The 12,909-nt window shown below is 35.0% G+C and carries 9 protein-coding genes; 5 read left to right on the forward strand and 4 right to left on the reverse strand.

From position 1 onward, the window contains the following. Positions 1-106: 106 nt before the first annotated feature. A complete protein-coding gene (locus GX311_09465; GenBank protein NLK16609.1) occupies positions 107-1,393 on the reverse strand; it encodes a glucose-6-phosphate isomerase in 1,287 nt (428 codons plus the stop codon). 156 nt (positions 1,394-1,549) lie between these two features. Further along, positions 1,550-3,073 carry a peptide MFS transporter gene (locus GX311_09470; protein NLK16610.1) on the reverse strand — a complete coding sequence of 508 codons (1,524 nt, stop codon included), beginning with the start codon at positions 3,071-3,073 and terminating at the stop codon, positions 1,550-1,552. 139 nt (positions 3,074-3,212) lie between these two features. Between GX311_09470 and GX311_09475 the strand changes: the two genes are divergently transcribed. Together GX311_09475 and GX311_09480 are read left to right on the forward strand one after the other, a co-directional pair. Further along, the gene (locus GX311_09475) at positions 3,213-4,721 is read left to right on the forward strand and encodes an NAD(P)H-hydrate dehydratase (protein ID NLK16611.1); all 1,509 of its coding nucleotides are present in this window, start codon (positions 3,213-3,215) and stop codon (positions 4,719-4,721) included. 51 nt (positions 4,722-4,772) lie between these two features. Next, a complete protein-coding gene (locus GX311_09480; protein NLK16612.1) occupies positions 4,773-5,999 on the forward strand; it encodes a DUF4831 family protein in 1,227 nt (408 codons plus the stop codon). 19 nt (positions 6,000-6,018) lie between these two features. Here GX311_09480 and GX311_09485 read toward each other — a convergent pair whose 3' ends face one another. Next, positions 6,019-6,732 carry a response regulator transcription factor gene (locus GX311_09485; GenBank protein ID NLK16613.1) on the reverse strand — a complete coding sequence of 238 codons (714 nt, stop codon included), beginning with the start codon at positions 6,730-6,732 and terminating at the stop codon, positions 6,019-6,021. Between the two features lie 19 nt (positions 6,733-6,751). Then, positions 6,752-8,653, reverse strand: a complete 1,902-nt coding sequence (locus tag GX311_09490; protein ID NLK16614.1) for a sensor histidine kinase — start codon at positions 8,651-8,653, stop codon at positions 6,752-6,754. 557 nt (positions 8,654-9,210) lie between these two features. Here GX311_09490 and GX311_09495 point away from each other — a divergent pair. Genes GX311_09495 through GX311_09505 form a run of 3 tightly spaced genes read left to right on the forward strand, consistent with a single transcriptional unit; the run spans position 9,211 to position 12,883 of the window. Then, the gene (locus GX311_09495) at positions 9,211-10,086 is read left to right on the forward strand and encodes an electron transfer flavoprotein subunit beta/FixA family protein (GenBank protein ID NLK16615.1); all 876 of its coding nucleotides are present in this window, start codon (positions 9,211-9,213) and stop codon (positions 10,084-10,086) included. 29 nt (positions 10,087-10,115) lie between these two features. Then, the gene (locus tag GX311_09500) at positions 10,116-11,135 is read left to right on the forward strand and encodes an electron transfer flavoprotein subunit alpha/FixB family protein (protein NLK16616.1); all 1,020 of its coding nucleotides are present in this window, start codon (positions 10,116-10,118) and stop codon (positions 11,133-11,135) included. 20 nt (positions 11,136-11,155) lie between these two features. Continuing rightward, positions 11,156-12,883: an acyl-CoA dehydrogenase gene (locus tag GX311_09505; protein ID NLK16617.1), complete on the forward strand. Its 1,728-nt coding sequence runs from the start codon at positions 11,156-11,158 to the stop codon at positions 12,881-12,883. Positions 12,884-12,909: the final 26 nt, after the last annotated feature.

Here is a 12,909-nt window from a genome sequence, read left to right on the forward strand (position 1 = left end):
CATTCTTTTATACTCGTTAAACTTCACACTAGCAAGGAAAGCACAATAAACGCATACACAACCAGGAGGCATCCAATAGCAAAGCGATTGGACAGCCTCATTTTACTTAATTCGTATAACCTGGTTTTTCTAGCATTCTAAAGATATTGTTTTTATACTCTTCTACACCCGGTTGGTCAAATGGATTAACACCCAACATATAACCACTTATGCCACAGGCTATTTCGAAGAAGTAAATAAGTTTACCCAAACTAAAAGCGTTCAGTTGCTCGATTGATACTACAATGTTTGGAACTCCTCCTTTAGTATGAGCCAAAATCGTTGCCTTTAGTGCAGTTTGGTTGATTTGGTGAATATTTTTATCCGCTAAGTAGTTAAGTCCATCAATATTTTCAGGGTCAAAACCTGCATAAATTTTTGAATTTACGTTCTCTATCGATAAAACGGTTTCAAACAAATGTCTTTCCCCTTGCTGAATATACTGCCCAAGAGAGTGTAAGTCGGTTGTAAATGTAGCACCTGAAACAAAAATTCCTTTCTGCTCCTTGCCTTCACTTTCACCATATAATTGTTTCCACCATTCAATAAAATAGAGTAGTTGCGGATGATAGCTAACCAACATCTCTATCTTTTTCCCAAACGAATATATTTTGTTTCTAGCAGCAGCATATCTAATTGCCTGATTTTCTTTATTTACAACATTATATTCTTTTTCGCCCTCAATTGCTCCGTCAATTATTTGTTTAATGTCGATTCCAGCAATTGCAATAGGTAGCAATCCTACGGGTGTTAAAACGCTGTACCGTCCACCAATATCATCGGGAATAATAAATGTTTTAAAACCGTTTTCTGTTGCGAGTTTGCGTAAAGCACCTTTTGATTTATCGGTAATTGCAACTGTCTGTTTATTTGCCTGCTTTATGCCAAATTGCTCGATTTGTGCCTTACGTAACAATCTGAAAGCAACTGCCGGCTCGGTAGTCGTTCCCGACTTGCTGATTATTACAATGCTCCACTTTTTCCCCTTTAAATATTGCAAAAGTTGGGCATAATAATCAGAATCTAAATGGTGTCCTGCATAAATTATTTCGGGAGATTGTTTGTTAAAAGCAGGGGTAAGTGCCTCAATAACAGCACGAGCACCCAAATAAGAGCCTCCAATACCAACTACAACAACTACTTCACTCGATTTGCGTAATTCGACTGCTGTTTTCTGAATATCATCAATTTCTGATTGTTTTATAGATGACGGCAATTTTATCCAACCTAAAAATTCGTTGCCTTTGCCTGAACCATCTTGCAACTGTTTTAGACACTTCTGCGCAATATTAAGTTCGTTTTCTATTTCACTTGCTCCGTTATTAAAAGCTTTACTGATATCAATTTTTATCATCGCTACACACTTTTTAGATTTGTAATCAAAGATATTAAAATTTATAATATCATATCAAAAAGTGTCTAAAACGTGATTTTATACTTTCATTCTAAAAAAATAAAACAAAAGGCTATCTTATACAAGACAGCCTTTTGATATATTTTTAAAATGTTTTTAGCTTGCCACTCTTTCAAGCCATTTAAGCATTGATAACATTATTGTCATAGAGATTAGACACGCTACAACAAAAACCATCCATGTCGCCCATACAGGAATGCTGTTATAGAAAATCACACCGATAAATAACAGCTGATTTCCTAAAGCAGTAGCACTTAGCCATCCACCCTGCATAATGCCTTGATATTTTGGAGGCGCAACTTTCGATACGAAAGCAATACCAAGAGGAGAGATAAACAACTCAGCAACAGTCAATACAAGATAAGTAACAATCAACAATAGTGGAGAAACACGCATTGATTCGGGTAATCCACCCATTGCATTTCTTTCTGCTGCATCTGGCAATCCAATTGAACCTAATGCCATAATTCCAAATGCTAATGCAGCGATTCCCATACCTATTGCAATCTTTTTAGGAGTAGATACCTCCCATCCTTTGTTTCGCATCCAGCCAAATAATCCAATGATTATAGGTGTAAGCGAAACTACAAATATTGGATTAAACGCCTGAAACACTTCAGCACCCTGCAATGTGGTAAAGCCTAAGTTAATATTAATCATTCTTGTATAGTCATTGGCAAACAATGTAAGAGATTGTCCATTTTGGTGAAATGAGAACCAGAAGAAAATAACAACACCAAACACTGCAAATAGGGCATACATACGTTGTTTTATCTCTTTAATATCCATTTCAACTTCCTGAGCATTTTGTTTTACATCAGAGGATTTTACAGAAGGATCAGGTAATCTATTTTTATTAACCAGGAATATTGCCAACGAAATAAGCATTGCGAATATTGCGATACCAAAAGAGTAGTGATATCCTTCCATAAAAATATTCAAATACTTATTAGCAAAAGCTGTTAAATCTCCCGTTACATCTCCAACTTGGGTAGCCAATTCCGACAAACGTACTTGAGCGTCGGCAGAAATTGTTCCATTCAAAAATTGATTACAAAGAGCAGGCAAGTCTGCGTCAAATTTGAAGCCATTGTGCTGTACCCACCAGTTTCTTAAACCTACTGCCATAATGGGCGCAAACATAGCACCAACGTTAATAAACATGTAGAAAATTTGGAAACCTGTTTCACGTCTGTCTGCATACTGTGGATTGTCGTATAGTTGACCAACAACCGCCTGTAAGTTACCTTTAAACAGACCATTACCAAAAGCTATGGCAAACAATCCGAAACAAGTATAGCCAAGAATTAACGGAAAGTTTTTAACAGGTGTTTCTGTTGGAATGGCAATGAGAATATATCCTATCATCATCAACACCAAACCTGCCGTAATGGTGGCTTTATACTTTTTGGTTTTATCTGCAATTAATCCACCAACTAACGCTAAAATGTAGATTAAGGCATAAAAAATAGAATAGATAATAGCTCCCTCTGAGCCGGAAAATCCGAACTTATTGTTCAGGAATAAAAGCAAAATTGCCATCATTACGTAGAAACCGAAACGTTCGCCCATGTTGGCAAGTGCTGCAGGGATTAACCCCTTTGGTTGATTCTTAAACATAGTTTTAGTATTTAATTGTTTTGTTACTATTTATTTGTTTTGAACGAGCGCAAATATAATATTATTTTTAGAGAATAATTAAATAGAAATTCAATCTGTATATATTTGTAACAGTTTTATAAAACAATTAACTCTTCCTATGATTAAAATATTATCATCAAAGCAAATCAAAGATGTTGACATATATACAATTGCAAATGAACCTATTAAATCAATAGATTTAATGGAGAGAGCTGCAACAAATCTGTTTTACAAACTGATAAATGTGCATGGTTACAAAAAATATTTTTTATTAGCCGGTCCTGGAAATAATGGTGGCGATGCAGTTGCTTTGTTCAGAATGCTTATAGAATCAGAAATTCAAGCGAGTTTGATAGTATTAAACGAAACCGATAATTTTTCGGAAGATTGTCTTTTAAACATTCAGCGGCTAAAAGAGAAAAATATTGAATTTTTATGTTGTAAAACATTTTTTGATTTCCCGAAAATCGATGAAGAGTCAATTATTATCGATGGAATTTTTGGTTCAGGACTAAATAAACCGATAAAAGGTTTTTATGCCAATGTAATTGAACACATCAATAAACTACCAAATCATAAAATAGCAATAGACATTCCTTCGGGGCTGTTTTCTGACAATAACAGAAATAATCATGGTGCTATAATTATAGCAAATGAGACTTACACCTTGCAAATACCAAAACTTGCTTTCTTTTTTGCCGAAAACTCTAAATATGTCGGTGATTTATCGATAGTTGATATAGGATTGCACCCTAAAGCTATAGAGTTGGCTGAAACAAAATACTTTTTAACAGAACCGAATGACATAAACAACTTATACATACCGCGACCAAAACATACTCATAAAGGTAATTTTGGACATACACTTGTCGTTGCTGGAAACGATGGCAAATACGGAGCAATGGTTTTATGTGCCTCAGCTTGTTTAAGAAGTGGGGCAGGTTTAGTTAGCGTTTTAACAAACAATAAAGGCGAATTGGTATTAAACTCCTCTATTCCTGAAGCGATGACAATCAGCAACTTGTCTAACTTAACACATGATGATATGAAACGATTTACATCTATAGGAATTGGTCCCGGAATTGGTGTAAGTAATGAAAGTGAAGCATTACTATTAAACATTATTAAAAATTATGATAACACAATGGTATTAGATGCAGATGCACTAAACTTAATTGCAAAGAATCGTGATATTTTAGAATTTATCCCAAAAGAATCAGTTTTGACGCCACATGTTGGCGAGTTTGACAGACTTTTTGGCAAATGTAACGACACTCTTGAGCGAATTGAGAAAGCATCAGAATTTTGTAAAACACATAACATGTTGTTGATTTTAAAGGGAAAAAATAGTGCAGTTATTGATAAACAAGGTTGCGTCCATTTCAACAATACAGGAAATCAAGGAATGTCAACCGCTGGAAGTGGCGATGTCTTAACTGGAATTATTTCAGGTTTATTATCAGTTGGTTATAAACCAAAATATGCAGCAATGCTAGGTGTTTGGCTACACGGCAAAGCAGGAGATAAAGCATTAGACAAAGAGAGTTATGAAAGTTTAATCGCAACAGACATTATAAAACAGTTAGGTTCTGCTTTTAAAACAATTAGACTAAAACAACACGAATAGCAAAATAAAACCAAATTACTATATTTGTGGAGTATTAAATTGACTTAGAAAATGAAAAACTCACTATTCATAAGCTTAGGAATAATTACATTGACGATTGCGGTTTCATGTAAATCAGAGACAAAATTAGCCAAACCGTGCATTATCCCATACTCTGAGGTAAATGAAACACCTCTATTTCTATACAACCTGCCTGCAACTACCATTGCTATGGATATTAAAGTAAAACAAACACAAAGTTTTAAAGGTCCATATTCAAGTTATGCAACGAAATTCTTAGGGTTAGATAATAAGTCCATAATAAAAAGAAATTCTATACATTTTGAGATTGTAGATGTGCAGTTTTCACAGTTTGAAACTCCTGACTCATCGCAATGGTACGCATATATGAACGATCCTTCAATAATCCCAAATTTTTCTCTATCTCAGGAAAATGTTTTAACAAGTTTTAATGCCATTAGTGATAGTATTAAAAAAACTGAATATCCTAATGTGCTTAATCCCACACAAGTTGAATTGGAAGGGGGATTTATTGATTTGGGAGTTATAAAAATTGAAAGTGAAGAGATTCAAACAGTTTACCGCCATATTCAGAGCGATACAGCAATAATAAAAGTACCTGTACAAGAGACTGTTAGAAGCTTAAAAAGCATTGAAGATATGGCAAGACACGTCTCCGACTTTATTATCAAAATTAGAAATCACAGATACGAACTGGTTGCAGGTCTTTATGAAGCGTTCCCCGAAGGAGAATCGTTAAAAGTAAGCATCGAGGAGATGTACAACGTAGAAAACAGGTATACCTCTCTGTTTACAGGCATTAATATAGATACAACGTACACATTTACATTTCTATTTACTCCGCAGGGAAATAGTATAACACCAATTCTAAAGACTCTATGTTATTTTGATTCAGAAACAGGAGTAACGCTTATTACACCGAATCAACAATATATTAATGACAATATAAATCAGCAACTAAGACTTGAAATTGAATATGCCAACTATCATCCTATAATAAGCCAAAGAGTTTCAAACGGTGGACCTGTTTATAGGATACCCGCACTATGTGAAGTTAAAATATTGCTTGGAGAGAAAACTGTAAGCTCTAAGCTGTTAAGTATAAATCAACTGGGCAATGTTATACAGTTGCCTGTTGGAATACTAAGTAACAGTGACTACAAAATTGAAATAGACAGCAAAACAGGAAATCTTAAATCAATTATAACAGGAAGCGATTACGGTACAAAAAACAAAAAAAGTAGTAAACAAAAGTAACCTGAAAGTTTTCTACAGCTTAAATTGTAATAATCCCATTTTTAATAGCATATTTTATTAAATCTGTAAACTTTTCAAATCCTAGTTTATTAAGGATATTCTCTTTGTGCGACTCTACTGTCCTTGAACTGATATCTAAAGTAGTACTTATCTCTTTTGCAGTGGCACCGTCACACCATAGTTTAATCACATCTATTTCACGTTCAGAAAGATCTGCATTAACCACCTTCCCTTCTTTAGATGGTAATGAAAACTTGTTTTCTGATTGAATAAGTTGTCCTGTCTTGTACAAATCAAACAAAATTTTTGAAACAGTTTTACCATAATAGTTTTCCCCTTCGCAAACAGAATCTATGGCATGAAGTATCTCAAACGTCAAATCCGACTTGCTTACATATCCCTCCACTTCAATATCCAACAATTCAAAGAGCAACTCTTCTGATGATTCAGACGATAGCATTATTATTTTAATATCTTTAAACTTAGACTTTAGGCAGCGTGATATTTCTATCCCCGACATATCTGGTAGAACAATATCAAGTAAAATAATATCTGGAAGATTCCCTAATTCAAGAAATGAAAATAGCTCTTGACCTGTTGAAGCTTCAAAAATTATTTCAACTCTATTTTTTTTATCCTTTTTACTTAATACCGAACGTAGCCCTATTCTAAACAACTCATGGTCATCTATTACTACTACTTTTACTGTATTATATGATGTCGTATCTGTCAATTTAATATAGAATATGTGTTTATACTGTTTTCTCTAATTCAAAGGATATTTTAGTTCCTTTGTCTACTTTACTTTCAACTAATAACTTATCATCATTTTTTTCAATAAACTCCATTGATACTGTAAGCCCTAATCCGCTACCCTTTTCTCCCAAAGTGCCATCGCTAAGAATAGCCTCTTTTTTAGAAAAAATACTTGCGATTTGCTTCTCGGTCATTCCTATTCCAAAGTCTTCTACCATTACTTGCCACCCTTTCTTTGAAGATGCTATTTTTATGATAACTTCCGAACCACGATGCGAAAATTTAACCGCATTATTAATTAGATTTCTAACAACAGTGCTTATCATCTGTTTATCAGCAAAAGTATAGCACTCTTCAGGCATTTCGGTTTTAAGTTCGATATTTTTCCTCTCTGCTGCGATTGATAACAATTTAACTGCATCATTAATGACTTCTGCCAGATTGAAAACTATGGGATTATACTTGTTTTTTCCTGTTTGAATTCTCGACCAATCCGTAAGGTTTTGCATCAAATTTACTTGTGCTTCAGAAACATCGCGTAAATAACCGAAGTATTGTTTAATCTCTTCTGTTGTATAATTATCGTAACGTTCAATTAAATCCTCAACAACCATTTTTTGCGCTATCGTGGGGCTTTTCATGTCATGTGAAACAATTGAAAAAAGTTTGTCCTTCGATTTATTTATAAGCTCCAATTTATTTGCATAAATTTTCCTCCCTCTGGCAAATAAAAGGAGTAGTATTGATATTATAAGCACCGCCACGGCCAAGGCTATCAAAAAATTTTGAACGGTTTTTGATCTTTTAAGTTGCTCATTCTGCAATTTTATTTGAGCATCTTTTTTCTCAGCTTCGTATTTCACCTGAAAATCAGCAATTTTTTGCCTCAATTGTTGATTAAATATGCTGTCCTGCATTTCTACAAATATCTCTAAATTCTCAAGTGCACTTTTATAATCACTATTCTTTTTTGCAATTTTATATTTCCCTGATATAGCCTTGTGTTTAACGTACCACAAGTCAAAAGAATCACAAACCGAAATACATTTTCCTAAATATGAAAGAGACTCCTGATCATTGTTTTCTCTGAACTTTAACATTGCTAACTGATAGTAAGTTATAGCTATTGACACCTTATTGTTCGATTCATTAAACACTTCAATTGCCTCAGTATAGGCGCGTTCAGCTTCTTTAAGGTTATTCATTTCATTGTATATATTCCCTAAAATACTCAATCTCCTGCCAACTTTATCGGTTCTATTAGCTTTTCTGTCTATTTCAAGAGCTTCTAACAACAATGGTAATGCTTTATCTGTGTTTTTAATCTGCAAATACGCTTCTGATAAATTACTTAATCTAGTTGCAAATTTCTCATCATCGCCTAAAGTACGCTCTAATTCAAGAGATTCACTTAAATATTCAATTCCTTTTTCTGGCTGTTTTGAATACAAATATATAGTGCCAATATTGTTGAAGGCCGAACTTTTTAATTTAGGTTCGCCCGTTATATTTGCAACTTCTAATGCTAAGCTGCCATTTTCAATTGCTTTCTCGAAATCGCCAATTCTCTGATAATTACACGACATTATTGAATAATTTTCAAACGTGTAATTATTATCATTTAGCTTCTTACTTATTTCCAAAGATAATTGAGCGCACTCATTTGATTTCATGAACTCAGATTTTTCATATAAATACGCTGCTGTTCCACAACAGACGATCATTTTGATGCTATCTTCAGGTGTATCACTACTAAATATATGTCTACTACTAAGATTTCCTCTATCATATAACTCTGAAATCAATGAGTTACACAACTTAATATCAGCATTTTTACGTTGCAATAGTTCAAATTGAGCAAACAGACTGTCAATAGTCTGAGAATTTGCACTAAACATAAAACATGTTATAAAACATATTGTTATAAAATATTTTACCGTAGTCATTAACTGAAAATTCTGGAAATCACACAAAAATAACAATTTTTATGCGACAATAAAAGCTAAATTGCGGAAAACACCTACTAGCCTATCCGTAAAAATACGGATTGCATTAAACTAAAATATTATTTTACTTTGTATATGAAATTAAAACTACAACCAAAAAGGAATAAATAATATTAAACTAAGTCTATTCAAAACCAAAACCGTAATTTCTGATTTAAGTGGGTGTTGCTAAGACCTTAAGCTTAGCAAAGTTCTAAACGAAAGAGTACAAAAAGGGAGAAAGTATGGCAACTACAAAGTTTTGCTAATACTTTCTTCCTTTTTTGACATTGTGAAAAACACCATAAACCTGAAATAATCTCGATATTTTTAAGGAATTACAATCAAAAACAGATAACGTAAAAAGCAATTTTTATTAACAAACTACAAATTACACGGTAATTTTTTATCTTTGTCACTCAAAAGTAAACTTAGAAAGCAAAATTTTTGATAATAATAAAACAAAAAACATGAGTGGATTAAAAATTGTAGTATTGGCAAAACAAGTCCCCGATACACGAAATGTGGGTAAAGATGCCATGAAAGCTGACGGTACTGTTAACCGTGCAGCATTAGAAGCAATATTCAACCCCGAAGATTTGAATGCCTTAGAACAAGCTCTACGACTTAAAGATCGCATTCCAGGCTCAATCATAACTATTCTTACAATGGGACCGATTAGAGCTGCAGAAATTATTCGTGAAGGGTTGTATCGCGGAGCCGATAACGGCTACCTTTTAACAGACCGTGCTTTTGCAGGAAGCGACACACTTGCAACGTCGTATGCAATTTCTAAAGCAATAGAAAAAATTGGCAAATTCGACATTATCATTGCCGGACGACAAGCTATTGACGGCGATACAGCACAAGTAGGGCCACAGGTCGCCGAAAAACTCGGTTTACCTCAGATCACCTATGCTGAAGAGATAATTGATGTCAAGGGGAAAGAGATAATTGTAAAACGTCGTCTAGAACGCGGCGTTGAAACTGTGAAAGGTACGCTACCCTTAGTTATCACGGTTACAGGCTCTGCAGCAGAATGTCGTCCCAGAAACGCCAAGTTTACAATGAAATATAAACATGCACGCTCTGCTTCTGAACTGCAAGATGCTACAGAAGATTTCATGCAACTGTATAACTCAAGACCTTACCTTAAACTATCTGAACTTTCAGTAAATGACGTTGATGTCGATCATGAACAACTTGGTTTGAGTGGTTCGCCAACAAAAGTTAAAGAAATAGAAAACGTTGTACTGCAAGCTAAAGAATCAAAAGTAATTGGAAACAACGACCAAGAAATTGAAGAGATGATTGTTGAGTTAATAAAAAATCATACTATCGGTTAATTTATGTCAAATTCTAAAATTTATATACTGTGAACAATTTGTTTGTATTTTGTGAAATCGAAGATGGCCAGGTTGCTAATGTCAGTCTTGAGTTACTGACAAAAGGGAGATCATTAGCAACACAGTTAGGCTGTAAGCTCGAAGCTATAGCCATTGGTCACAAATTAGATAATATTGCAAGTCAGGTGGCTCCTTATGGAGTAGATGTTTTACACATTGCTGACCATAAGAAATTAGAACACTATTTGACTTTACCCTACACATCAATAATCATTGATTTGTTTTCAAAAACAAAACCTCAAATCGCCCTGTTAGGAGCAACTTCTGTTGGACGCGATTTGGGACCACGTGTTTCATCTGCATTAAAAAGTGGGCTTACTGCCGACTGTACATCACTTGTAATCGGCGATCACGAAGATAAAAAAGCTGGTAAAGTTTATAAAAACTTGCTTTATCAAATTCGCCCTGCGTTCGGCGGAAATATTATTGCTACCATCGTTAACCCCGACTGTCGTCCTCAAATGGCAACGGTTAGAGAAGGTGTAATGAAAAAAGAGGTTTTCAATAATTCGCATAAATGCGAAATCAAGAAAATTGATGTTGAGTCCATTGTTAGTGAAGCCGATTTTGTAGTTTCAATAATCGAGAGACACATAGAAAAACGCAAGATAAATATTCAAGGCGCACCAATCATTGTATCAGGAGGATACGGAGTTGGTTCAAAAGAAAATTTTAAACTTCTGTATGATTTGGCTGCCGTATTAGGTGGCGAAGTTGGAGCTTCACGCGCAGCCGTTGACGCCGGATTTGCCGAACACGAGCGTCAAATCGGTCAAACAGGAATTACCGTCCGCCCGAAACTATATATAGCTTGCGGTATTTCAGGACAGATACAACACCGTGCGGGTATGGATCAATCATCAATGATTATATCTATCAATACTGACCCACACGCGCCAATTAACGCAATTGCCGATTATTCAATTATTGGAAATATAACCGATATTATTCCAAAAATGATCGCAGCATATAAGAAAAACAGCAAATAAAAACTATAAAAAATAAAGCAATGGCTAATTTCTATACAGATAACTCAGATATGAAGTTTCATCTAACGCATCCGTTGATGAAAAAAATTATTGCTCTTAAAGAAAACAATTACACTGAGAAAGACATATACGATTATGCACCTGTTAATTACGAAGACGCGATTGACAGTTACGATAAAGTTTTAGAGATAGTAGGTGATATTTGCGGAAATGTAATAGCACCCAATGCAGAAGCAGTTGACCAAGAAGGTCCTACGGTTGTAAATAGTAGAGTTGTATATGCAGCAGGAACGCAACAAAACCACGACACCTTAACACAAGCCGGTTTGGTTGGCATGTCGTTACCACGCAAATATGATGGTTTGAACTTTTCAATGGTGCCTTACGTAATGGCAGCTGAACTAGTATCACGCGCTGACGCTGGTTTTGCCAACATATGGGGACTGCAGGACTGCGCGGAAACTATTCACGAATTTGCATCAGAAGAGCAAAAACAAAGATATTTACCACGATTCAATAAAGGAATTACAGCTGCCATGGGACTTACAGAGCCTGACGCAGGTAGCGACTTGCAAGCAGTTCAACTACGTGCAACCTATAACGAATCTGACGGAAAATGGTATTTAAACGGTGTAAAAAGGTTTATTACCAACGGCGACGCTGATGTAAATCTTGTTTTGGCTCGCTCAGAAGAAGGAACAAGCGATGGTCGTGGACTATCACTGTTTCTATATGACAAAACCAGCAACGCTGTAATAGTACGTCGAATAGAGAATAAAATGGGTATCAAGGGCTCTCCTACTTGTGAATTAGTTTTCACCAACGCACCAGCAGAACTTGTTGGCGATCGTAAAATGGGGCTAATCAAGTATGTAATGTCGTTAATGAATGGTGCACGTCTTGGTGTGGGAGCACAATCGGTTGGTATAGCTGAAGCAGCTTATCGCGAGGCTCTTGAATATGCGGCAGACCGCACACAGTTTGGTAAAACAATTAATCGGTTCCCGGCTGTTTACGAAATGCTAACAAACATGGACGCAAAAACCAAGGCTATACGTTCATTGCTATATGAAACCACTCGTTTCGTTGATATCTATAAAGCTCTCACACATATTTCCAATGAACGTAAGTTAGAAGTCGAAGAGCGTAACGAGATGAAAACATACCAAAAACTTGCAGATATTTTCACTCCACTTCTAAAATTAGTTTCAAGCGAATACTGTAACCAAATAGCTTACGATTCAATACAAATTCACGGTGGTTCAGGTTTCATGAAAGATTACCCTATTGAAAGAATGTATCGTGATGCTCGCATCACCACCATTTATGAAGGAACTTCGCAACTTCAAGTTGTTGCAGCAATACGAGGTATAGTTACAGGTTCTTATATGGCACAAATTCGTGAATACGAAAAAACCTCAGTGCTACCTAAACACGAGCCTTTGAAGAAAAGATTAATTAATATGGCAAACGAACTTGAAGAAACAATCAAATACGTTGTAGATATCAACTCTAAAGCAGGAAATTCTGATTTCATTGATTTCCATGCTCGCAGGTTAGTTGAAATGGCTGGAAATATAATAATGAGCTGGCTACTAATTATTGACAGTACTAGAGATGAAATATTTGAGAAACATGCATCAGTATTTGTTAAAATTGGAGCGGCTCAAAATAAACAACATATAGAATATATCAGAAATTGCAACTTAGACGAAATTTCAATGTTTAAAGTTGTTAATGAAGAATAACACTAAAAAACATTGATTGCATACGA

The sequence above is a fragment of the Bacteroidales bacterium genome, assembly GCA_012519055.1.
Taxonomy (GTDB): domain Bacteria; phylum Bacteroidota; class Bacteroidia; order Bacteroidales; family Salinivirgaceae; genus JAAYQU01.

Coding starts and splice junctions, on each gene's coding strand:
- GX311_09505 (NLK16617.1), top strand. CDS start 11,156: ATGGCTAATTTCTATACAGATAACTCAGATATGAAGTTTCATCTAACG.
- GX311_09475 (NLK16611.1), top strand. CDS start 3,213: ATGATTAAAATATTATCATCAAAGCAAATCAAAGATGTTGACATATAT.
- GX311_09490 (NLK16614.1), bottom strand. CDS start 8,653: ATGTTTAGTGCAAATTCTCAGACTATTGACAGTCTGTTTGCTCAATTT.
- GX311_09465 (NLK16609.1), bottom strand. CDS start 1,393: ATGATAAAAATTGATATCAGTAAAGCTTTTAATAACGGAGCAAGTGAA.
- GX311_09470 (NLK16610.1), bottom strand. CDS start 3,073: ATGTTTAAGAATCAACCAAAGGGGTTAATCCCTGCAGCACTTGCCAAC.
- GX311_09495 (NLK16615.1), top strand. CDS start 9,211: ATGAGTGGATTAAAAATTGTAGTATTGGCAAAACAAGTCCCCGATACA.
- GX311_09480 (NLK16612.1), top strand. CDS start 4,773: ATGAAAAACTCACTATTCATAAGCTTAGGAATAATTACATTGACGATT.